This window comes from Streptomyces sp. NBC_00620 (genome assembly GCF_026341825.1).
GTDB lineage: Bacteria > Actinomycetota > Actinomycetes > Streptomycetales > Streptomycetaceae > Streptomyces.
This window is the reverse complement of sequence record NZ_JAPENY010000001.1, coordinates 2,678,131-2,700,005: the sequence shown is the minus strand read 5'-3', so window position 1 is coordinate 2,700,005 and position 21,875 is coordinate 2,678,131. Positions and strand designations below refer to the sequence as shown.

The window sequence follows — 21,875 nt, the reverse complement described above, 5'->3', positions numbered from 1 at the left end:
GACCTTGCAGAGACCTGGCTGACCTCTCACTCAGAGCCATCCGCCACGTTTCCCGCAAGGCCCCGCCTTCGTAGCTCAGGGGATAGAGCACCGCTCTCCTAAAGCGGGTGTCGCAGGTTCGAATCCTGCCGGGGGCACCAGGCAAAAGGCCCCGGACCGATCATGGTCCGGGGCCTTTTACATCTACTTCTGGCGTCAACGAGGGCGGTCACTCGCAACCGGCCGCCGCTTGAGCAGCCGGTCCATGCGGCTGCTGGCCTCGCGCTCCGCGTCCTGCACGACGTACGTGCATACGTCCATGGTGCGCGAGATTTCTTCCCATCTACTCGTCCGTACAAGATGCAGCCCTTCGAACCCGATCTCCAGGAACGGCGGCCACCCTGCCGCACAGCTTGCCCACTCGTCTATATGAGTATGCCTATTGGGGTGTATGAGTCCGAAGAGGTTTCCCCCTGCACTGCCCGAACCGACGCGAACTCACCCGAAGGAACCGTCTTCCCGGATGGCGAACAACTCGCAGCCGTCGTGTTCGAAGCGGGCTCGCCCATCGAACGTCGAGCCTGGACGGGTGCAGACTCCCCAGTCCCGGCCCAGCTCTCCGCTCAGCGCGACCCAGAACCGGCAACCGCCGCACTGCTCGTCGAACCAGTCATCCCGGTAGTCGGGCTGATGAGTGCGCCTGTTCTGCGCCCGCAACCAGCGCTCGTGACACGCGTCGTTGTGTTCGCGGTCGTCGCCTGTCCAAGCTCCGCCAGGCATCAGGTGATCCACACTCACGTCGCCGGGAGCTGGTACGACAGCACGTACGCATCCGCCGCCATCACGGTGTCGCAGACTTCCACGGCCCGCCCTTCCGTATCGAAGGCGGTACGGATGAGGTGGATCACCGGCACACCTGCGGCCAGCCGGAGCGTTTTGACCTCGGTCGGCGAGGGCATCCGGGCGCGGATCTCTTCCTCGAAGTGGTCGAGGCGGTGGCCGAGTTCCTCAAGGCGGGCGTAGATGCCGCCGGGACCTGGGTTGGGTTTGGCGATCGGGGTGTCCCGCGCGATGTCGAGCGGGAGGTAGGAGGTGGCGAACTCGACCGGCTTTCCGTCGAGCAGATACCGGCGCCGCCGAGCGAGCACGCGTCGCACGGAGCCGAGCCGCGCGGAGATGTCCTGGCTGGCCTTTTCCTCCTTGACCTCAAGGCTGTCGACCTGAGGATGACTTCCCGCAGCGTCGGCCTCGACGATGAACGCGGACTTCCCCTGCTCGCGGTGGCGCCGGGCGAACCGGTCGGAGGCCAGCCGGCGGACGGGCGGGCGCGGCCGTACGAAGACGCCCTTGCCGTGCTCCGCGTGCACCAGGCCCTCGCCCTGGAGGATGGAGAAGGAGTTTCGGACCGTCATACGGGATACCCCGTAGTGGTCGACGAGCTCGGCTTCCGAGGGCAGCTTTTCGCCTTCGGTGAATCGCCCACGGTCGATGGCCTCGCGCAGCTGGTCGGCGATCTGCCGGAACACCGCACGATCGCTCGTGGGGTCCAGATCGCCGAGCTGGCTGGTCGGGAGTGAGGTCACGTTTACTCCTTTAGGTATCTAGACGAGTGGGCGAGTTTTGTTGCTACGGTGGAGAGCCTAGCCACCTGAGAGGGCCGAGGAACGTGAGCACTGACCGTCCGCACTCCGTGAGCGTTGCCGGAGTCATTGTCGACGACCAGCGCCGGGCCCTTTTGATCAAGCGCCGCGACAACGGCCAGTGGGAACCCCCGGGCGGCATCCTCGAACGCGACGAAACCATTCCCGAGGCACTCCAACGAGAAGTCCTCGAAGAAACCGGCATCAAGATCATGCTTCCCGCGACCCTCACCGGCGTCTACAAGAACATGACGGGCTTGATCGTCTCTCTGGTCTTCCGTTGTGAGGCCGCCGACGGCACGCCCACCACCGGCGATGAGACCCGCGCACTGCGCTGGGCCACCCGCGAAGAAGTCACCGAACTCGCCGACGAGGCATACGCGATCCGCGTCCTGGACGCACTCGACTCCCTCGACGGGGCATCCCCGCCGGCCATCCGCGCCCACGACGGCGTGAAACTCGTCTAGCCCGAACCCGCTGCACACGGCGGCCTACCAGCATAAAGGAACTTGTATGCACGAGTATACGAGCACTGCGCGGGTCTGGGGGCTCACTTGCCCAGGTTTCCCTGAAGAGGTCAGCCGAGCGCGCCGCTGGACGCGGGACATCCTCAGAGGCTCACCCCTGGCCGAGGACGCGGAGGTGATCGTGAGCGAGCTGAGCACGAACGCGATCCTCCACACGGCAAGTGGTCAGGAGTCGGGCAGTTTCCATCTGGCACTCGCGGTGTCCTCGCAGATGGTCGCCCTCTCGGTCACGGACGACGGGGGTAACGGCACTGCCCCGAAGGTCGAGCACCAAGGCGACGACGCCGAGCACGGCCGGGGCTTAGGCATGGTCAGCGCGATCGCCCACCGGGTCGTGGTCCACGACAGCAACGGCGGCTACACGGTCACCGCGGAACTCTTCATCGACGCTCGGCCAGGAGGTCACCCGTGCTGATGGACAAGCCCCGCCGCGGCTACTGGTGCGAGTGCTGGACCGAAGACATTACCGAGCCGGGACGGCCGTCCCTCCTGGCATCCTTCGACGCCTACTCGGCACCCCAGGCAGACAGATGGGTCGCAGTCGCGCTCCGCACCATCTCACCAGCACTCGACCCAGAAGCCTCCGACGAGGCATGGGCCTGGCTGTACGAAGGCCGCGCCGAGACAAGGAGAGCCCTCCTGTGCTCCGAGCCCTGCACCGTCTCCGTCACGCACACCAACACCCGCATCACATGGACGATCCGCCCCGTGCTCTTCCTGCCGCTCGCACATCGCTTTGCTGGAGAACTCCCGGACTGCGTAACGGAGTTCAAGCCTGGCTAGCGATGGCGTCGGGCCGCAGCTTCGGACGTCTCGACCCAGTCGAGGTACCAACCCGCAAACTCGACCGGCACGTGCGGCGCTCCGAGGGGATGGAAGGTGCCGTCTCCCGCACGCTCATCAAGCCACATACGGCCACGCTCCGGACCAGAGACGACCAGCCAGGAGCAGTAACCGCAACCCTCGTGACTGAGGTTCACCGCACCGGACGTCGACCAGTCGAAGAGCGCCTCATCCTCCTCCAGCCAGGCTCGATAGGCCTCACGGAACGCGTCCTCAACCGCAAAGGCAGACTCCACAGGTTCCTTGGCACTGTGCTCGGCCTGGACCCGTGCGCTTTCCTCCGCGGCAGAGAAAGGGACCCGCAACCGGTCATGCGACATGCCGCCATCTACTTCGGTCCACAGCCACCCGGCGTCGCTCCGGCTCAAGGAGCTCACTCCGTAGCCCGGCCCAGCACCGCCAGCACCAACCTCAAGCAGAAACCCCCGGTAGTCCTCCGGTAGCAAAACGCCCCGCTGAGCCTCAGCTTCACTGACGTCCGACTCTGACAGCGGATCAGCAAGCCGGAAGTGATGACCACGGGCCCCGTACCGGTCCCAGGCTCCAAAGACTTGCCGTGCCCGATCCGCACGCGCCAACTCCGCAACTCGCTTACGGACACCGCTCCAGTTCATAGCCCCCATGAGCCGAAGCGTAGGCCAAAGCACCTGAACCCCAGCGAGCATCACGCACCAGCTGCAACCGCTGCGCCAAGCATCAACCGAGACACGACAAGCCCCACTCGCCCGACTGAGTTACAACTTTCTCTACTGGTTCAAGGCGGCTCGCTCCGCTCCCCGCGCGCGGCACGGCCCCCGGCCGGGCCTGCGCTCCTGCCTGCGTCCCGCTCCAGCCCGGCCGGCGCCCGTGCCGCGCGCACAGCAAACAGCCGCTTGCTGACAAAGAAGGGGAACAGACTGCCCGACGCGCCGGAAGCTTGCGGCCATGATCACCGCGCCAAAGCAGCGCCACCTTAAAGCCGCTACACCGACCTTGAGCAGCTCGAGTATGGCAGGGAATCACGGAAAACGGCCCACCAACGAGGACTCTCGTCGACGCCACAAGCCAATTGCGTGGCTGAGGCCAATGGGGGTACAGCGAGGCATACGCGTGCGTGGTCGGTCGGCCTACCCGCCATCGTGGCTGACTGTCGTCGGCTGAGGTTCGTGCCACAGCCGTGCCAGATACAGAGGTCAGCCACGGTCAATGGGATTTCTCTGCGGTCCATTTGCCGAGTGCCGTACTGGGTATCGAAGCCTAAGCTCAGCGGTCCCACTCCCCCCCGTGTCTCTCCTGAATCGGATGCCGCAGGTTCAAATCCTGCCGGGGCGCCAGCCTACATTGCGCCATGGCCGTCACTTGAGATCACCTCGAATAATTTGTACCCAATTGGACCGAACCCGCCCATCAGCTTCGATTTTGGGAATGAATCGAACTACCTGGCCGGTCAGGTCACCCAAGCCTTCCTCCGGGCGATTCTCCACAGATGATCCATGAAAGAATACATCCTTAGGGAACCGAGGATGAGCGATAAACCCGTAGGTCTCACACCACGCTTTCACCACCCCCTCGGCTATCTCGTCCCGCTGCGACTCCTGAGTAGCCGCTTCTGAGTCGGTTGCAGGTCGAGCATATTCCAAGATTCGATCGCACAAATCCTGAATTTCAGGATTGCTGGATGTACGCCTCAGTTTCACTACGTGACCCGGGAAATGACGCCACCCTCGACAGGCCTCGAAAGCAAAAAGTTGCGTACTGACGCGCTTTATCATGCGCGCAGTCTGCTGGTCCCTCACAGCGCCATCGACACCCGGCGAAGTAACACATCGAATATAGTGGGAGAAACTTTCCAACACGGCATCGAAAAGGCGTAGATCAGAAATCCCGCCTCGGATTTCTTGATCCCCGATTGAAAACCCAGCTTGAGCCTTGTCCGCGGCTTCCAATGCCCGATGCTCGTGATCAAGAAGGTATTCAGACCAACGGCGCCAAGAGTCGACCAGAGCCGTGAGGGTGATTAGTTTAATCCTGCCTTCAGCTCGCTCCAGGGCCCATTCAAGGAAATGTTGGCCCTCACTGAACTCCAGCATCCAGGTCAGATACGAACCGAGAGTTTGGGCAGTCTCCGGACTATTGAAGTATCCGTGAGCGATCCGGGCATAGTCCGTGGCTTTCTGAACTTCGTGAGCTTTTCTCGCGAGATGACCAGCAAAGAAATACGCTACAACAGCCTCAGCAAGACTATCGTCGCTCGCCCTAACTTTTCGAAGTGCCGCGAGGTAGGCAGAGGTAGCCGCATCAACGTTACCCTGAGCCGAAAGAATGAAGCCTTGGACTCGATCCACTTCCCAAAAGTCAGGGCTCATGGATCGCGCCCGCTCAACCAGGTGAAGACTAGGCCCGAAAACGCCGTCCTTCGACTCTGACAGTGCTTTTCTAAGCAGGTGCGCAACCGGTTCATCATTGCTTGTGCGCGTACGCACCACATTGGGTGCAAGCTTTCGCGCCTTTTCATCATTCCGTCGACGCTCGGCGGAACGTCTGAATTCTTGCTCTTTCTCAAGAATAGCGTTGACCGCAACGGGGTTCGGCGTATCAACTCGCCTCAGATAGGACTTCGCTGCTTCTGTGAGGCTTACCCTCGAAACAAGCGAGCCATCTGGATCATTGTCGAGCCGAACCATAGAACCATTTAGAAGTTCATGGATCGACCGACGCAACGAATCAATTGAGACATCTGTAAGGATGGCCAATTCATCGAACGTAACGTCCCTCTCGAGCGCAAAAAGCGTTAAGAGGACACCTTGCGTGTTCGGCGTCATCCCCTCATATACTGACCTTACACAGAAATCCAAGAGGTCTTCCTGGTTCTCCAGTGCAAGGTTGGGTTGCTCTCCGGCCTCTACAGAGAGAACGTACCACCTAATAGCCAACGGGCTAAACCTGAGCCTCTTAACCACTTCTTTGACCGTATTAGGAGCCAGACGTACCAGTCGAGAGACATCCCTAGAACGTGCGAATTGACGGAATAGGCTCGACGCGTCCTTCTCTTTCAACGGACCAAGAGGGATGCGACGCTCAAATTGCCCCACTCCGACTCGACTTGTGAATAGGTAATTCACGCTATCCGGGAGCCGCTCATAGAGTGCAATGACCTCTTCGCCGTCAACGGTCTCCAGGTTGTCAATAATGAGAAGAGTTTCAATTCCCTCCAGAGCTTCTGCAAGTTCATTTACCCCTCCTCGAAAATCAGTATCGAACGCCTGCCCCAGTTTCCTCGCGGCACCGGTTAGATCTCTAATGGAGTTCACGATTCCAACTACACCAGAGGCGGTGAGCCGTTCCGTCTTGAGTGATACCCAAAGTATGCATTCATAGGGCGACTCGACGTCATCGACAAGCGAGTAAGCCACTTCCAGAGCTGTGGCTGTCTTTCCGATACCTCCTTCACCGGTGATCGTTAGCATCGATTCCCGCCGCTTGACGAGATGAGAAACGATCTTCTTGCAGTCTTCGGCTCGACCGATCAATCCAGTCTCGTCATACTCTGACAATGGCAGGTTGTGAAGAATTCTGTCTGAACGTCGACTCTGATTCTCAAAAGCTGGTTCCCAGGTTGGATCTGCGTCTAGGTGATCCACAATACCTTTGAGCGTATTCCAATATCGCGTCTGAAAGTTCCTGCAAACACTCACGGCTGTCTCAGGGTCGCCAGCTTGCAGAGGCCGGCCATGCATGACTCGGTTCCTGATGGGAACAAGCGAATCCATGGATGGCGTATTTTCTCGCAGTTCTCGACCGAGATCCGTTGGAAGAACCTCCCGATGCCTATTCAGTACGTCATAGGCTTCGCGCATGTCCAGATATTGAACTGCGCTAACAGACTCGCTCAGCCCATCAGCTTCGCGACGCAAGTCGGCTTTCCCGTAATTGGGACCCAGCGCAGACTCTTCGTCCATATGGTCGAGGACATAACGGACTAGAAAATTCCGCATATCGGATTCAACCGAGTCCACCAGAACGTAAAGTCTGGAACGCGTCATTCGAGTATGCGGAATCACTCAGTCTCCCAGGTTCGCGCCAGCACACTTTAGATGTTGCCACTGGACAGTGCTCATGTCACCCGAACGTGCAGAAGTCGCCTCCTTGCGGGTGAGGGTGGACCCAGCTATCGGGAAGCAAGATGGCTAGGCTTCGTGGTCAACCGGTTCAAACAGGTGGCCAGCTCGCATGGGGACCGGGTCGAAACGCAATGGACTCTTGTGTCAGACGCCTGCTACTGACCTTCAAAGCGTGATGTCGTTACGGCGGGGTGCGGATGAGTCCGGTGCCTGCGAGGCAGCCGTCGAGTATGTCGCTGCGGTACTGGAGTCGTCGTAGGCCCTGTCGGACGGTGGTGATGAGGTCCTCGGGGTCGGCGAACGCGCGGTTGGCCAGGATGGTGCGGCGGAGGACGGACCAGATGCCTTCGACCGGGTTGAGGTCGGGTGCGTAGGAGGGCAACTGGTAGACGGTGAGCCAGTCGTGCTCGGTTATGTAGCGGCGCATCCCTGCTGCGAGGTGGGTGTTGAGGTTGTCCCATACCAACACGATGGGACCGTCGAGTTGGTGGTGGGCGGCCTGGATGAGGTCGCGGTAGTCGGTCCAGGCAAAGGACTTGCGTCCGTCCGGGCGGGTATCGGGGCGGGGGCGGTAGATCAGCCGGGAAGACCGGCCGGGCTTGTAGCAGGTCAGGGCGGCGATCGATAGGCGTCGGCGGGAGCGGCCGCGGACCCGCACAATGGGCGTGTGGCCACGGCGGGACCAGGTGCGGGTGGTGGGCGGCGTCATCGAGAGGCTCAGTCAAGATTTCCGTGACGAGGTGACGTTGCGTCACGCTGGTGGCATGGTCAGGGGTGTGTGCTGATTTGCTGGGCATCGTGTTCCCGCACCTGGAAAAGGTGCTGGTGGAACGGGTGAGTGTGGAGGACGGCGTGGTGCGGGTTGTGGCCCGCTCCCGAGAAGGCGTGCTTCCGTGTCCGAACTGCGGTCTTCCTTCTGGGCGGGTCCACAGCTGGTATCGGCGGCATCTGGCCGATGCCGCCGTCGGCGGGCGCCAGGTCGTTATCGACTTGTCCGTGCGGCGGTTGTTCTGCGATGCCGCAGTTTGCGCCCGTCGCACGTTCGCGGAGCAAGTCGACGGGCTGACCATCCGTTATGGACGCCGCACGGTGGGACTTGCGGGCGTGGTCCAGGCGATTGCCCTTGCACTGGCCGGCCGGGCCGGGGCGCGTCTTGCCGCCGTGCTGCACATTGTCGTCAGCCGGGTCACCTTGCTGAATGCCGTGATGGCGCTGCCTGATTCTCGTCTGCCCACGCCCCGGGTTTTGGGCGTGGACGACTTCGCGACCAGGCGCGGACGCAGATACGGGACCGTAATGGTCGATGTGGAATCGCGTGCTGTCGTTGATCTGTTGCCGGGTCGGGAGAAGGAGACGGTGGCAATCTGGCTTTCCGGGCATCCCGGTATCGAGGTGATCTGCCGGGATCGCGCGGGTGGTTATGCGGAGGCGGCGCGCAGCGGGGCTCCGGGTGCCGTGCAGGTGGCTGACCGCTGGCATCTGTGGGACAACCTCCGCACGGCCGTCGAACGGGCTGTGATCACACATCGTTCCTGTCTGTCCGCACCGGAGTTGGACCTGGCCTCCGACCGCCGCATGGCCACAAGTCCGCCCGGTAATCTGAATCCGGATACCGGCTTGGAGAAATGGCTTGTCACCCGGACACGCGAGCGCCACCGGGAAGTTCAGCGATTATTGGCCCGGGGTTGGACGATCAGCGCGATCGGGCGGGAACTGGGCCTGGCCCGACACACCGCGGGCCGTTATGCCAACTGCGAGAACCTCGAGGGGCTCGTCGAGCGGGCGATTCGTCGCACGAGGCTGGATGACTACAAGCCGTACCTGATCCGGCGCTGGAACGAGGGATGCACTGATGCAGCGCGCCTGTTCCGTGAAATCCAGGCCCAGGGCTATCCGGGACGCACCCCGCAAGCGGTCCGCCGGTATCTGCGTCCTTTGCGCACCTCGCTCGGTTCGATCCGTTCTCCGGCACCGGTTCTCAAGCCCCAGCAGGTCGCTAACTGGATCATGTGGAATCCCGAGCGACTGCACCTTGAAGAGCAGCTGCAACTCACTGATGTACTTCTGCACTGCCCGGAGTTGAATGCGGTGCGCGGCCACGTGCACACCTTCGCCCAAATGGTCCGCGACCTTGCTGGCGACCGCCTGCCGGCGTGGATGGATGCCGTCCACGCCGATGACCTGCCCACGTTGCATGCCTTCGCCGATGGACTGCAGCGTGACCACGACGCCGTCATGGCTGGTCTGACGCTTCCTTGGAGCAGCGGCCCAGTCGAAGGACACGTCAACCGCATCAAGATGCTCAAGCGACAGATGTACGGCCGGGCGGGCTTCGCACTACTCCGCAAACGGGTCCTCCTGGCCTGACCGATATAACGCAACGTCACCTCGTCACGGAAATCTTGACTGAGCCCATCGAGAAACCGGCCTCGTCCTCGAACACGAGCCAGGCGTCGAGCGCCGCCACGGCCATTCCACGTGCGGCCAGGTCTTCTTCACCCAGCCGGCCGCTGCTTCGTCGTCCCGCTCGACGGCCCGGCGAGCGGGAACCTGGCAGGTCCATCCGTGCCGCTTGAGCAGGGCCGCGACGCCCTGGACCGTGTAGCTCTTGTGGAACCGGCGCCCGATCAGCGTCTTGATCCGCGACAGGGTCCAGGTCTGGTCCGGCCAGCCATGCGCGAGGGGACCCTTGTCCAACTCGCGTTCCAGGACAGCGAACAGCTCGTTGCTCAGCAGCGGCAGTGAGGCAGGGCCCTTCGACGCCAATGCCTGCGGACCGCCTTGGGTCCACACTTTCCGCCAGCGTTGCACCGAGCGGACAGTAACCCGCAGGTTCCGGGCGACGACGGCGTTGGCGTCACCCCGGGCGAACCGCTCGGCCGCTTCTCTCCGCAGTCGCTCACGAAACGCCCGGCGCTCGCTGGTCAGCCCGCCACCCTGCGCGTACCTCATGAGCACGGCATACCGCCGTGTGACTGAGCACGCTAGTTGACCGCTGCGAGCAAGACTTGACCATGGTGCTGGGGCCGGTGATGCTGTGCGGGCCCGTGGGGAGCGGGAACTTCAGAGGGGGTTACATGAGTGAGCGACGTCTGACGGTGCCCGACTTCTGGGCGCATATAGCGGGTGTGGTGGGGCTGATCGTGCTCATCGTGGCCTTCCTCACCGGCCGGCCATTGTGGCTGATGGTCGTGGCGACCCTCATCCTGCTGCCGAGCGTCGTCGTCATGTGGAAGGAGAAGCCGAAACGGCGCCCTTGACTCCGAGCGAGGTACGCAGGCTGTGACGGGCAGAGGCAGCTTCTGAGCACCCAAGGGGCCAACTCCGGTGCTCAGCAGCCAACTAGCGTGCTCAGTCACACGCCGGGGTCGCTAGCTGTCAGTCCCCACGACACCACGCTTTGAAGGTCAGTAAGCGTGTGGATCCTGGCTAGCCGCACCTGACTTGATGAGGGTTGAAGCCCAACCGACGCAAGCGGGCAAGCCACGGTCAGAACGGTGGCTCCGGCGGGGATCGGCTGGCGCAGGGAGGGAGGGGCGCCGTTCGCGACTGCTGGCCCGAATTCGCGTGCGCGGGGAGCTCCCCTCCCGGCTTCGGCCTGTCGCTTGATGCGCGTTCCGAAATCCACCGATGAGTTCCGCAGGCTGGGCCGGTCTACCCCGTCGTACATCATCGAACCTCGGACTGGAGACCCACCATGGCCACTCCCGCACACGCCGGTCGCATGCTGTTCGTGAACATTCCCGTGGCGGACGTCGAGCGCAGCAAGGCGTTCTTCGCGCGGCTCGGGTTCAGCTACAACCCGATGTTCACCGGCGAGACCGCCGCCTGCATGCTGGTCGGCGAGCAGGCCTCCGTCATGCTGCTCAGCCACGAGACGTTCGCGCAGTTCGCGAAGCTGCCGATGGCCGATCCCACCACGCACACGCTGGCGCTCTACTGCTTCAGCGTGTCAGCCCGCGATGAGGTCGACACGGTCGCTGAGGCTGCGCTCGCCGCGGGCGGCTCCGAGGCGGACGGCCCCGAGGACCACGGCTTCATGTACTCACGCAGCTTCTACGACCTCGACGGCCACGGCTGGCAGGTCATGTGGATGGATCCGTCGAGCACCTCGGACAGCTCGACCTCCTCCACGCCCGCCAGGGCGTGATCCTGCTCGGACCACCGGGCACCGGCAAGACCCGCCTCGCCGTCATAGGGCGGCGCGGGCTTGCGGATCACGTCGATCGCCGCGGCCCATGTCGCCGCGTCGGCGCCCTTCCGCCCATGCGGCGTTCAGAGTTGGGTCTGGCCGCCGTTGACCTCGTAGACGGAACCGGTGACGAAGGCGGCTTCGTCGGAGAGCAGGAAGCCGACCACGGCTGCGACCTCGTCGACTTGGCCCACACGGCCCATCGCGGTTTTCGCGGCGATCGAGGCTCGGACCTCCGGCGGGAGTGCTCGTGCCGATGGGGCGTCGATCGGACCGGGTGCGACGGCGTTGACGCGGATGCCGCGCTTCGCGTATTCGACCGCGGCGGAGCGGGTGAGTCCGACGATGCCGTGTTTGGAGGCCGCGTATGCGGACCGCCCGGCGTGGGCCATCACTCCGGCGGTGGAGGCCATGTTGAGGATGGCCCCACCGCCGGCCTCGAGCATGTGGGCGATCTCGGCCTTCATGCTGTGGAAGACGCCGGTCAGGTTGACGGTGATGACGTCGTTCCAGTCGTCGAGGGCGATGTCGTGGACCTCGGCCAGGGCGGGCGTGATGCCGGCGTTGTTGAAGGCGAGGTCGAGGGCGCCGTAGGTCGTGACGGTGAAAGCGACGAGCCGCTCGGTGTCGTCGAACGACGTGACGTCTGCGGCGAACGCGGTGGCGAGGTGTCCGGCGGTACGGAGTTCCGCGGCGACGCGTTCGGCTGCCCCCGCGTCACGGTCGGCGACGACGATACGCGCGCCGTCCGCGGCGAGTCGTCCGGCGGCCGCTTCACCGAGGCCGGATCCTGCGCCGGTGACGAGCCCGACCTTGCCGGTCTTGTCGCGCGAGTTGGTCGTCATACGGCAGCCTCCTCGATGGTGAGTTGGACGAGGGTGAAGACGGCGCCCGCCGGGTCGAGGAAGACCGCGATCGTGCCGATCCCGACCGGCGTCGGCGGCATGAGCAGGGTGCCGCCGTGTTCGGTCGCGGCCTTCGCCGCGACCTCGATGTCATCGACGGCGAAGTACACGTCCCAGTACGCGGGCGTCTCGGCAGGCATCGCCGGCGGCCGGGGCAGGAGCCCGGAGAACGACCTGCCGTACGCCTGCCACTCACGACGGCCGAGGGGACCGCTCGGCTCCGTGAGCTCCCACCCGAAGGCCCCGCGGTAGAAGGCTGCGGACGTGTCGACGTCGTCGGTGATCAGTTCGGCCCATGCGAGGGTGCCGGGCGCCGGGCGCCGCTCACGGTGCTGTGGGGCGGGGGCGCGGAGCGCGAACCGGGTTCCGTTGGAGTCGGTGACGACGGCGGAGCCTCCGGTGACCGTGCCCGCGGCCTTGGAGACGGCGGTCAGCGCGGTGTCGAGCTCGTCGACGTCGAAGTGGACGAGCCATCCAGGGGGCCCATCAGCCGTGGCGATATCGCTGATGTCGGCAACCGGCGTGCCCTCGGCGGATGCGATCAGTCGGCCGTCGGTCTCCGTGACGGCCCAGCCCAGCAGGGCCTCGTAGAAGGAAGCGACGGTCCGCGGGTCGGCCGAGACGAGGCTCGCCCAGCCGGGCCGGGCGGGGGTGCGAAACGCGTCAGTCACGGTCGCGGTCATGGTCGGACTCCGATCGGTGGGTGTTCGGAAAGGTCACTGGAGTGCACCCCCGCTGATCAGGAGGCTCTGCCCGCTGACCCAGGCCGCGAGGCCGGAGGCGAGGTACTCGGCGGCGTCCGCGACGTCGTCGACGGTCCCCATCCGGCGGCCGATGCGCCCGGGCTGGGCGACGAACTGCCGTACCGGGTGGTGCGGTTGGTCCGGGTTCGGGTCCGGCTCGGTGAACACGCCCGCGCCCTCGATCGCTGTGGGAAGGATCGTGTTGACGGTGATCCCGCGGTCGGCGAGTTCCTGCGCCAGGACCTGGACGGCGTAGCGCGGTGCTGTCTTGCTCGACCCGTACAGTCCTTCGCCGCGGACCGGCACGGCCGTCGTGCTCGAACCGACGTAGATGATCCGGCCGCCGTTCACGACGTGCCGCGCCGCCGCCTGGAGCGTGAAGAAGGTGCCCTTGGTGTTGATGGCGAAGAGACGGTCGAACTGCTCCTCGGTGATGTCGAGGAAATCGATGCCGATGAGCTCGACACCCGCGTTGGCGACAGCGATGTCGACCTGTCCGAAACGGTCGGCGGCCTCGGTGAAGAGGCGCTGGATGTCAGGTACGACGGACACGTCGGCCTGTACGGCGATCGCCGCCGCGCCCAGACGTTCGATCTCCGCGACCGTGGCGTCGGCCTCCTTCGCGCTGGAGGCGTAGTTGACCACGATGTTGGCGCCGAGGCGTGCGTAGCGCAGGGCGATCGCCTTGCCGATGCCTCGGGCGGAGCCCGTGACCACGGCCGTCCTGCCGGTCAGGTCGGTCATGGGACTCACAGGCTCTGTCCGCCGGAGATCTCGATGCGCTGCGCGGTGACCCACTGGTTCGCATCCGAGAGGAGTGCCGTCACCGCGCCCGCGATGTCGTCGGGTTCGCCCACGCGTCCCAGGGCGACCTGCGAGGTGAGGTAGTTGCGGACCTGTTCGTCGTGCATCATGCCGCCGCCGAAGTCGGTCGCGGTCGCCCCGGGCGCGACGGTGTTCACGCGGATACCGCGGCTGCCGAGCTCCTTGGCCTGGTAACGGGTGAGGACCTCGACCGCGCCCTTCACGGCGCCATAGGCGGAATGCCCCGGGACGGCGAAGCGGGTCAGACCGCTGGAGACGTTCACGATCGCGCCGCCGTCGGCAAGCGCCGGCAGCAGGGTCTGCGTCAGGAAGAACACGCCCTTGAGGTGTACGTCCACCAGGTCGTCGAAGTCCTTCTCGGTCGTCTCGGCGAACGGGGCGGTCAGGTCGGTGCCGGCGTTGTTGACGAGGAAGTCGAACGTGGTCCGGCCCCAACGCGCCTGGAGCTCGGTGCCGAGCCGCTCGGCGAAGTCCGCGAAGGTGTTCACGACGCTGGTGTCGAGCCGCAGCGCGACGGCGGAACGTCCCAGGTCGGTGATGGCGGACACGACTTCCTCGGCCTCGGCCCGGTTGTTGCGATAGGTCACGACGACGTCGACGCCTGCCCGGGCGAGATGCAGCGCGTAGGCGCGTCCGAGACCTCGGTTGGCTCCGGTGATGACGGCGATCTTCTGGGTGGTGCTCACGATGACTCCTTGGTCGCTCAACAGGGGTTCGCTCCGAAACGGGGATGCTGTGCCGAACCCGATGACCAGTTGACGCGCGATCCGAGAAGCCATCCAGTGCCTGCCTGTCCACTGTCTGCCGGTCCCAGGCTGAGGCTCAGCCTGGGACCGGCAGACAGTGGATAGCCGTATCCGGGTGAGGCACAGTGTCGATATGGATCAGAGCGGCCTGGCGACATTTCTCCGTAGGCGTCGAGAGGCGCTGCAACCCGACGACGTCGGCGTTCCTCCGGGACAGCGCCGACGTACGCCCGGGCTACGACGCGAAGAAGTGGCCGCGCTGTGCGGAATGTCGACGGACTACTACAGCCGTCTCGAACGCGGCCGCGGACCACAGCCCTCGGAGCAGATGATCACCGCGATCGCCCGCGGGCTCCGGCTCACCCTCGACGAACGCGACCACCTCTTCGTCCTCGCCGGCCACAACGCACCGGCCCGCACCACACGCGACGACCACGTCAACGCCGGCATGATGCGCATCCTCGACCGGCTTGAGGACACCCCCGCGCAGGTCGTCACCGCCACCGGCGAGACGATCGTGCAGACCCCGCTGGCAGTGGCCCTGCTCGGCGACCAGACACGATTCACCGGGCTCGCGCGAAGCATCATCTACCGCTGGTTCACCGACCCGGACGAACGTACGAACTATGCGCCGGACGACCACCCGACGCACAGCCGCGTCTACGTGGCCCAGCTCCGCACGATCGCCTCACGCGAAGGCCGCGGCTCACACGCCACCGCGCTCGCCGACCGGCTGTGCGCGGAGAGCTCCGAGTTCGCGGAACTGTGGGCCCGGCACGAAGTCGGTATCTCCTACACCAACCGCAAGAGAATCCTGCACCCGCAGGTCGGAATGATCTCCCTGCACTGCCAGACCCTCGTCGACCCGGACCAGGCCCAGTCGCTGCTGGTGTTCACGGCGATCCCCGGCACGGAAGACCACGACAAGCTCCGGCTGCTCTCCGTCATCGGAAGCCAGCGGCTCGGGGCGTCCACCACGGCGACCTCCGACTGAGGACTACGTGTCCTCTGCCGTGCCGTGAAGACGTGCCGTGAAGACGCGCCATGAAGAGTGGGCGGTGCCACACTGCCGCCATGGCAAAGCCGCAGACGATCGGTGAGTACATCGAGGGTTTCGCGGGGCCGGGCCGCGAGGTGCTCGAGCAGGTACGGGCGCTGGCCCTCGAGGCGGTCCCCGCGGCGAGCGAGGCGATCAAGTGGGGTCATCCCGCGTGGGTTCACCCGTCCGGGACGATCCTGTTCATGGTCAGCGGCCACGCGAAGCACGCGAACGTCGTGTTCACCCCCAGCACCCGTGAGGCGTTCGACGCCGACCTCGCCGACTTCGCCACCGGCAAGGGCTCGGTCAAGCTCCCGTACGGCCGGCCTGTGCCGGGCGAGCTGCTGCGCCGGATGATCGCGTTCCGCGTGCGCGAGCACGAGGACGACGGCGTGCTGTGGATGTGACGGCCGCGGAGGCGAAGCGAGGCTTCTGACGGCGCGGCCGCTGTGGGGTTGGCGCGCCGCCGGACAGCACTCGGCCCGGCACTCCGTCCGGGTCACGGCCGCATCCGCGGACATGTGCATGTGTACGTGGGTCACCGCGTCCGTACGCGTTCACGGCCTCGTCGGTACCGGTCGCCGGAGCAGGTAGACGGCCGCGGTCGAGACGAGGACGGCCATGCATGCGATGAACACCAGCCCCGCGCCCTCGAGGCCGATCGGACCTGCCAGTACCCCCACGCCGATCACCGGTACCGAGATGCCCGCGTAAGCCACCACGAACAGCGTCGAGATGACCGCCGCGCGCCGGTCCGCGGGAGACGCCTCGGCCACGGCGGACAGCGCCCCGCGGAATGCCAGCCCCTGCCCGCATCCGCCGACGATCGCGCTCAGCACCACCAGAAGCAGCAGGTCCCACCGGAGCGCGCCCGCGAGCAGTGCAAGGCCGGCGAGGAGTGCGGCGCAGCCCAGTGGCAGCGATCGCTCCAACCCGACCCAGCCGACGGCCAGTTGACCGGCGGTCGAGGCGAAGAAGGCCAGCGCGACGACCAGCCCGCTCACGGCGTGGTTGTGCACGTCCAGGGACTCTGCGAGGAACGCCGGGCTGACCGATGTGAACACCCCGAACAAGGCGAACCCCACGAACGAAGCGATCGCCGCCGGCCCGAACACCGCCCGCACCTGCGGGGGCAGGCCGGGCCGCTGCGGCCGTACGGTGCTCAGCGGGCGCCGCTCCCGTACGGTCTCCGGAAGCCACAGCAGGACGGTGGCCGAGCAGGCCACCAGGGCGAGGTGCACGACGAACGGCAGGTAGAGCGGCCAGGGAGCGTACTGCGCGAGCACTCCGGCGAGCAGCGGACCGCAGCCCAGCCCGCCCATGTTGGCCGCCGTCGCCACGAACGTGGCCCGGGAGGCTCCGCCGGACGGCGCCAGTTCCATCACGTACGCCGTGGCGGCCCCCGTGAACAGACCCGCGGACAGTCCCGACAGCAGGCGCCCCGCGTACAGCCAGCCCAGCCCGGTGGCGCACAGGAAGCAGACGGCGCTGGCCGCCGCGAACCCCAGGCCCCACAGCAGCACCTGACGCCGGCCCACGGCGTCCGACGCGTTGCCCGCCAGCAGCAGCACGCCGATGACCCCGAAGGCGTACACGGCGTACACGACGGTGACCGTCAGTTCGGAGAACCCGAACTTCTCCTGGTAGAGGCCGTAGAGGGGAGTCGGCAGCGTGGTGCCGGCCATGCACACGGCGAACACGGCCCCACCGAGCAAACATTGGCGCCACCCTCGGCGATCACCGTCCATGCCGCCGACGGTATCCCCGCGCACCGCCCCGGTCCGGCACGGCGTGCCCGGCGAGCCGCCGGTGAGCCGGACACCACTTGCCTCGTGGGCATCCCAGAGACGCTGGTGTCATCTGATGGGGACGATGCGGTCGGGCCTGCCGAGCCCGCCGGTTTGGACCCATCCTTTGCCCGTCACGTGCCCATCTGCCGCCAGGCTTTCCGCCTGTCCGTCAGGGGCCAGGGAATGGTTGTAGCTCTGGCTGAGGCCTTGCCCGCTGTCCGCGAACAGGTACCTGCCGGCATAGACCCGGCCGTTGTGCTCCCACTCGTAGCGCACGATGGGCTTGCGCAGGACGGCTTCGAACCACTGGGCCGCGTGATCGGCGAGTTGCTGCGGGGAGCCGGCAGCTTCCGTGGCGAGGCTTGTGGGTCTGTCCGGCAGGAAATAGAGCTGGTTGTGGAGTTGGTCGCCTCGCATGGTCGATCCGATTCATTCTCAGGATCATCGATCTCGAACCAGGGGTTCCCCGACATGAGGGGCACTGTAGGCCGGCTGCCACTCCGCCTGACGGCCGGCCGACCGGCCGACCGACCGGCCCAGCCGGCGTCGGCGGACTGCCGTGGCGTTAATTCCTCAACGAATCCCCGGATGGATCGACGGAAATCTGACACCGTCCGGGTCAAGGAAAGCAAGGAGAGTGGACAATTCATCCTTGACTTTCACCATTCTGTCCAGGTATCCGGGTGGGGCATCGGCAAGTCCATCGATTTCGCCACTCAGCCGACCGAACCATCGAGAGAAGGTCGGGTTGCTCTCCAGCTCTTCCACAAATTGAACATAGCTCATGCATTGAAGCTCGCGAGCGGCACCGGGGGTTCGCTCTATCATCAGCTCGCCGAGTGCTCGCTGTTCATCACGGTAGAGCCGGAATGCGGAATTCTCGGGATACCTGGAGGTTTCAGCGAAAGCCAGACCAATGCGGTCCAGTCTGTCCGACAGCTGTCTGGTCCGCTCCTGGTCTCCCAGGTCCAAGAATTGAACACTTTTTCGCAGAATTTCGACCCAGCCGAAATACTGAGCCAGTCTGAACAACGTGCTGGAGCGGACGTATCCCGGCTCCCCGTGGCTGCCGTCGCCGGACACGCGCGGCACGAAATCAGTATCTACAATATTGTGAATGCGAGTCTGCAATTCGAAGGCGGCTCTCAGGAAAGGTTCCCTGAACCGACTCATGACGTTTTCTATTTCTTCTTCTTTTCTTACGCGGTGGCGGCGTACCTCCATCTCGCGCTGTATTCGTGCCGACAGGACTGCGCTATAGGTTCCAACCGTCGCGCTGGTCAACGCCACAGCTCCCGAAATGATCGCTACCCATATCTCGATCGTCACACGAAGACTGTGCCAGCCGGCGGAGCGTTGTGACAGCCTCCGTGCGGTCGGCGGGGGCCAGGTCCGCGATCGTGACGTGGTGGTTGCCGCCCGGTACCCACAGCGTGCGGGCGTCGCGAGGGCCGGGCCGGAAGTGTTCGGCGACGGACGGGTCCTGGGTGCCGTTGACGAAGAGCATCTGGCCGCCGCGCCGCCGCACCCAGCGGTCGATGTCGGGCATGGCTTCGGCGTCGAAGTGCATCGGGATGTCGGGCGGCACGAAACTGCGGGGTTCGATGGCGTCCGGGTACTGCAGGAGTCCGTCCAGATGATCGGTGGGAACGTTCAAGTAGCCCATTTGTGTGCCGAGTTGATACCAGTAGGGGATGTAGTCCCGGGCCGTGGAGTCCGCGTAGACGGGCAGGGCGGCCGTCGCTTCCAGCCATGCGTACAGCGCGTCGGTGGAGGCGTCCGGGCCGGGGACGGCGGTGGCGTCCGCAGCGGTGCGGTTCTGCCAGAACATGAACGGCACCCGCAGGACGGCGATCTCCAGTGCCTTGTCGGCACTGCCGACGATCCGGAAGGTGTCGCCGGCGGCCGCCGCCCAGGCCTCGTAGCGGGCGACCATCTCTGTGCGGCGCAGCAGCATCTGTCGCTGTGCCGTCTTCAGGGCGTCGCGGGCGGTGGCGGTGCCCACGTGCTCCAGGAACCGCACGTAGGCGGAGTCCTCGCGGTCGTCGACGTTGTTCGGGGCGGAGTAGGCGACGGTGCCGTCCACGTCGTAGGGGTGGAAGCGGCGGTGGTACACGCTGGCCATGCCGCCCTTGCTGCCGCCGGTGGAGATCCACGCGCCGGGGTACAGCCGACGAAAGAGGCGGACCACGCGGTGGTGGTCGTCGGCGGCCTGGCGGATCGTCAGGTGGGTGAGGTCGAGGGCCGCCGGACGCGAGGTGCCGAAGAAGCGGTGCTCGACGCCGAGTTGGTTACCGCCCAGCAGGACGGCCGGTTCGGTCCGCCGCGGGATGAGCGGCACTTCGTATCCGGTGCTGAACAGGATCGTGGGTCGGTCGGTGGCGGTATGGAGCAGGGTGAGGCGCTGTTCGAAGGTCCCGGCCCCGGGGTCGTTGTGGTCGACCGGTTGGCGCAGGCCGAGCACAAAGAAGCGGTATCCGGGCTCGGCTCCCGGCCGTTCCTCGATGATCCGCAGGCCCGGAAGCGCCCGCAGGGCGTCCACCACGTCATCGGCCACCGCGCGGGTCCGGTCCGCGGCCCGCGCGGGCACGGCGGCCAGGCCCGCGGCCGAGGCCGCCGATACGGCAGTGGTGAGCAGACGTCGTCTCGTGAGGCTCGTAAAGCTCGTGAGGGTGCGCATGCAATTCCTTTCCGGTGCCGACTGCCTCAGTACAGCGGCCGACGGCACCGGGAAGATCCCGCGCGCGAGGGAACCCTCTCCCCCAGCCGGGGGAGAGACCACATCACGAGGACTCCTCAGTCGCCCCGGCGGCCGCCGCCCCTCCTGCCACTCGTTCCATACGGCGGGTGAGTGGGCGCATGCTGTGCGGACTCAACGGCGCCATGGGCCACGGCTTTCCGGTGTCCCGGCCGATTGCGAGTCGGCCCAAGTCCTGCCCGCCGGCGGCGTACCTGTTGTCCGGGAGTTGTTGGAGGTAGCCCTGCCGGATCAGCATCGACAGGGCCGCTGCCTCGACCGTGCCGAACGTCCTCAGGGAGCGGGCGATCTGTGCCCGAGACGCCACCCCATGCGGTGCACGCGTGACAACTTCCAGGATCTTGAGGGCTTCCCGGGTCGTGCGATGTGCGGTTCCCGCGGCGAGCGAGGCGCCCGCACCCACCGAGCCGCGTCGGTTGAGCACGAGATCCGTTCCCGTGAATTCGGTGAGGACCGCGGCAGTCCGCTCGGGCGCCCACGGCACACCTCCGGGATATTCCGTACTCCCGCCGCCTTGCCGTTTCCCCGAGCGCCCGCGCCTGACCAGTCCGAGGTCCTCGATGGTCACGACGCGGCCGAGACGCTCGGTGAACAGGGCGGCCAGCGCCCGCGGTACGGGATCGCGCGGGATCTCTCCCATCTCGATCCAACGCCTCACCCGCGAGGTGTCGGTCGACAGCTGCGGGCGTCCCATGGCAGCCGCCTGCCGGTTCACCAGTCTGGCGAGTTCGCCCCTGGACCAGCCGGTCAGGCCGAGCAGGTCTTGCAGGCGGGTGTTGGGAGTGAAGTGCTGTTGACGCGGAGGCCCGCCGGACAACTCCAGGCGAACGACACGGCCGAGCTTTCGCTCCATATGGAGGGAGACCCGTTGCATGCCCTTCGATACGGCGTCGAAATCGGAGTCGCCCGGCGCCGTGAAAACGATGACGTCGCGGGTGATGCTGCGCGCGATGAAGGGCATTCCGAGGCGGCTCGTGGCGCTCAGCCACACCCGCCTCGTTCTCCGTACGCTCAGCCACCTGCCGAGAAACGTCCCGGACCCACTGGGCAGGCAGCGCCGCCAGACCCACCAGAGGATGCCGCACGCGGCCAAGCTCGACAGCACAGCGACCTCGGGCCAACGCTCGTACAGCGCAAGCAGCATGGCCCGCCCCTCGTACCACCACCGAGCAGGCGATGTGCCCTCCCCCTCACCGGGTTCCCGCGCCGGATCAGTGCGTTGCAGCCGACCGCCGATGAGTCGACTCGCCACACACACGATGGCGGCGACCACAGCAGGGCCGAGGCTCGCGCGCAGCAGATCCATGCCGCGGGAGACGTGAGTGGCGACCGTGCCCGGGGCTCTGTCCATGAGGGTCGCGGCCTCGCTCTGGGTACAGTCCAGCGCTTTCGTCACCCATACCGAAGTGCGCTGCGCGAGAGACAGCCCGGCCAGGGCCTGCTCGATGGCACAACGGTTGGCGACCAATGCGGAGAAGTCCGCGCACTCCACTGGGTCGAAGCGCGAAGGGTCGGCCGCACGAAGGGCTTCAATTCGCCTGTGATGAGCCTGCTTTCGGGCCCGGTTGGCCACCTCGGTGCGGATCACCACACGCAGGTAGCTGATCGGATGTTCGATGGATGCCGGATTGCGCAAGGCCTTGGCGAAGGCGCTCTGCACGATGTCCTCGGCCGAGACAACCGACTCCGGCACGCCGCGAGCAAGGAGCGCCTGGCGAGCGGTCGCCGTCAGACTGACCCGGTACTTCTCGTACAGAGCGCCCAAGGCCTCGGCGGTCACCGCCTCCC

22 protein-coding genes, 1 tRNA gene and 2 pseudogenes are annotated in these 21,875 nt (G+C 65.5%); 9 read left to right on the top strand and 16 right to left on the bottom strand.

Annotated elements, in window-relative coordinates; all coding sequences use genetic code 11:
• The first annotated feature begins 64 nt into the window (after positions 1-64).
• Positions 65-140 (top strand) — tRNA-Arg (locus tag OG246_RS12525).
• A gap of 55 nt (positions 141-195) precedes the next feature.
• Here OG246_RS12525 and OG246_RS12520 read toward each other — a convergent pair.
• From OG246_RS12520 to OG246_RS12510, 3 genes and pseudogenes are all read right to left on the bottom strand, one after another.
• Positions 196-315: pseudogene (locus OG246_RS12520) on the bottom strand (oxidoreductase); the annotation flags it as partial.
• 162 nt (positions 316-477) lie between these two features.
• The gene (locus OG246_RS12515; protein WP_266460127.1) at positions 478-759 is read right to left on the bottom strand and encodes a DUF3027 domain-containing protein; all 282 of its coding nucleotides are present in this window, start codon (positions 757-759) and stop codon (positions 478-480) included.
• 14 nt (positions 760-773) lie between these two features.
• Complete coding sequence (locus OG246_RS12510; protein ID WP_266460124.1) at positions 774-1,562, bottom strand: GntR family transcriptional regulator; 789 nt, start codon at positions 1,560-1,562, stop codon at positions 774-776.
• Positions 1,563-1,669: 107 nt separating this feature from the next.
• On the opposite strand from OG246_RS12510, the gene OG246_RS12505 reads away from it, so the two are divergent.
• The 3 genes from OG246_RS12505 to OG246_RS12495 are packed head-to-tail and all read left to right on the top strand — an operon-like array spanning position 1,670 to position 2,929.
• Positions 1,670-2,086, top strand: coding sequence for an NUDIX hydrolase (locus OG246_RS12505; RefSeq protein ID WP_266464138.1), 417 nt, complete (start codon positions 1,670-1,672; stop codon positions 2,084-2,086).
• A gap of 46 nt (positions 2,087-2,132) precedes the next feature.
• Positions 2,133-2,561 carry an ATP-binding protein gene (locus OG246_RS12500; RefSeq protein ID WP_266460121.1) on the top strand — a complete coding sequence of 143 codons (429 nt, stop codon included), beginning with the start codon at positions 2,133-2,135 and terminating at the stop codon, positions 2,559-2,561.
• Positions 2,561-2,929, top strand: coding sequence for a hypothetical protein (locus OG246_RS12495; protein ID WP_266460119.1), 369 nt, complete (start codon positions 2,561-2,563; stop codon positions 2,927-2,929). Before OG246_RS12500 ends, OG246_RS12495 begins: the two co-directional genes overlap by 1 nt.
• Here OG246_RS12495 and OG246_RS42770 read toward each other — a convergent pair.
• The 3 genes from OG246_RS42770 to OG246_RS12480 all read right to left on the bottom strand — a co-directional run bounded on the left by OG246_RS42770 (position 2,926) and on the right by OG246_RS12480 (position 7,798).
• Entirely contained in the window at positions 2,926-3,603 is a 678-nt protein-coding gene (locus tag OG246_RS42770) for an SMI1/KNR4 family protein (RefSeq protein WP_323178317.1), read from the bottom strand. The two genes, OG246_RS12495 and OG246_RS42770, sit on opposite strands and share 4 nt — an antisense overlap.
• A 720-nt stretch (positions 3,604-4,323) precedes the next feature.
• Positions 4,324-7,011 carry an NB-ARC domain-containing protein gene (locus OG246_RS12485; RefSeq protein ID WP_266460113.1) on the bottom strand — a complete coding sequence of 896 codons (2,688 nt, stop codon included), beginning with the start codon at positions 7,009-7,011 and terminating at the stop codon, positions 4,324-4,326.
• Between the two features lie 259 nt (positions 7,012-7,270).
• The gene (locus OG246_RS12480) at positions 7,271-7,798 is read right to left on the bottom strand and encodes a transposase (RefSeq protein ID WP_266460110.1); all 528 of its coding nucleotides are present in this window, start codon (positions 7,796-7,798) and stop codon (positions 7,271-7,273) included.
• A gap of 77 nt (positions 7,799-7,875) precedes the next feature.
• On the opposite strand from OG246_RS12480, the gene OG246_RS12475 reads away from it, so the two are divergent.
• Complete coding sequence (locus OG246_RS12475; protein ID WP_266460107.1) at positions 7,876-9,456, top strand: ISL3 family transposase; 1,581 nt, start codon at positions 7,876-7,878, stop codon at positions 9,454-9,456.
• Positions 9,457-9,480: 24 nt separating this feature from the next.
• On the opposite strand, the gene OG246_RS12470 is transcribed toward OG246_RS12475, so the two are convergent.
• On the bottom strand, positions 9,481-10,041 hold the full coding sequence (locus OG246_RS12470) for a winged helix-turn-helix domain-containing protein (protein ID WP_266460104.1): 561 nt from the start codon (positions 10,039-10,041) through the stop codon (positions 9,481-9,483).
• 125 nt (positions 10,042-10,166) lie between these two features.
• Between OG246_RS12470 and OG246_RS12465 the strand changes: the two genes are divergently transcribed.
• Entirely contained in the window at positions 10,167-10,349 is a 183-nt protein-coding gene (locus OG246_RS12465; RefSeq protein WP_266460101.1) for a hypothetical protein, read from the top strand.
• A gap of 437 nt (positions 10,350-10,786) precedes the next feature.
• On the top strand, positions 10,787-11,239 hold the full coding sequence (locus OG246_RS42765; protein ID WP_323178294.1) for a VOC family protein: 453 nt from the start codon (positions 10,787-10,789) through the stop codon (positions 11,237-11,239).
• A 125-nt stretch (positions 11,240-11,364) separates the two neighbouring features.
• Here OG246_RS42765 and OG246_RS12455 read toward each other — a convergent pair whose 3' ends face one another.
• From OG246_RS12455 to OG246_RS12440, 4 genes are read right to left on the bottom strand one after another with little or no spacing between them, the layout of a single operon-like run.
• Positions 11,365-12,126 (bottom strand): SDR family NAD(P)-dependent oxidoreductase, encoded by a 762-nt coding sequence (locus OG246_RS12455; protein ID WP_266460098.1) that lies wholly within the window; start codon positions 12,124-12,126, stop codon positions 11,365-11,367.
• Complete coding sequence (locus OG246_RS12450) at positions 12,123-12,869, bottom strand: VOC family protein (protein WP_266460096.1); 747 nt, start codon at positions 12,867-12,869, stop codon at positions 12,123-12,125. Before OG246_RS12450 ends, OG246_RS12455 begins: the two co-directional genes overlap by 4 nt.
• A 33-nt stretch (positions 12,870-12,902) precedes the next feature.
• The gene (locus OG246_RS12445; RefSeq protein ID WP_266460094.1) at positions 12,903-13,673 is read right to left on the bottom strand and encodes an SDR family oxidoreductase; all 771 of its coding nucleotides are present in this window, start codon (positions 13,671-13,673) and stop codon (positions 12,903-12,905) included.
• Between the two features lie 5 nt (positions 13,674-13,678).
• Complete coding sequence (locus tag OG246_RS12440) at positions 13,679-14,440, bottom strand: SDR family NAD(P)-dependent oxidoreductase (protein WP_266460092.1); 762 nt, start codon at positions 14,438-14,440, stop codon at positions 13,679-13,681.
• A 193-nt stretch (positions 14,441-14,633) separates the two neighbouring features.
• On the opposite strand from OG246_RS12440, the gene OG246_RS12435 reads away from it, so the two are divergent.
• On the top strand, positions 14,634-15,494 hold the full coding sequence (locus OG246_RS12435; RefSeq protein WP_266460090.1) for a helix-turn-helix transcriptional regulator: 861 nt from the start codon (positions 14,634-14,636) through the stop codon (positions 15,492-15,494).
• Between the two features lie 80 nt (positions 15,495-15,574).
• Positions 15,575-15,946: an iron chaperone gene (locus tag OG246_RS12430; protein ID WP_266460088.1), complete on the top strand. Its 372-nt coding sequence runs from the start codon at positions 15,575-15,577 to the stop codon at positions 15,944-15,946.
• Positions 15,947-16,096: 150 nt separating this feature from the next.
• Here OG246_RS12430 and OG246_RS12425 read toward each other — a convergent pair whose 3' ends face one another.
• From OG246_RS12425 to OG246_RS12405, 5 genes and pseudogenes are all read right to left on the bottom strand, one after another.
• Positions 16,097-17,287, bottom strand: coding sequence for an MFS transporter (locus OG246_RS12425; protein WP_266460087.1), 1,191 nt, complete (start codon positions 17,285-17,287; stop codon positions 16,097-16,099).
• A gap of 108 nt (positions 17,288-17,395) precedes the next feature.
• Positions 17,396-17,746, bottom strand: coding sequence for a hypothetical protein (locus tag OG246_RS12420; RefSeq protein WP_266460084.1), 351 nt, complete (start codon positions 17,744-17,746; stop codon positions 17,396-17,398).
• Positions 17,747-17,902: 156 nt separating this feature from the next.
• A complete protein-coding gene (locus OG246_RS12415) occupies positions 17,903-18,658 on the bottom strand; it encodes a hypothetical protein (RefSeq protein WP_266460082.1) in 756 nt (251 codons plus the stop codon).
• Entirely contained in the window at positions 18,585-20,009 is a 1,425-nt protein-coding gene (locus OG246_RS12410; protein ID WP_266460080.1) for a S28 family serine protease, read from the bottom strand. The genes OG246_RS12415 and OG246_RS12410 overlap by 74 nt, the downstream gene beginning before the upstream one ends.
• A gap of 445 nt (positions 20,010-20,454) precedes the next feature.
• Positions 20,455-20,904 (bottom strand): annotated as a pseudogene (locus tag OG246_RS12405) (hypothetical protein); the annotation flags it as partial.
• Positions 20,905-21,875: the final 971 nt, after the last annotated feature.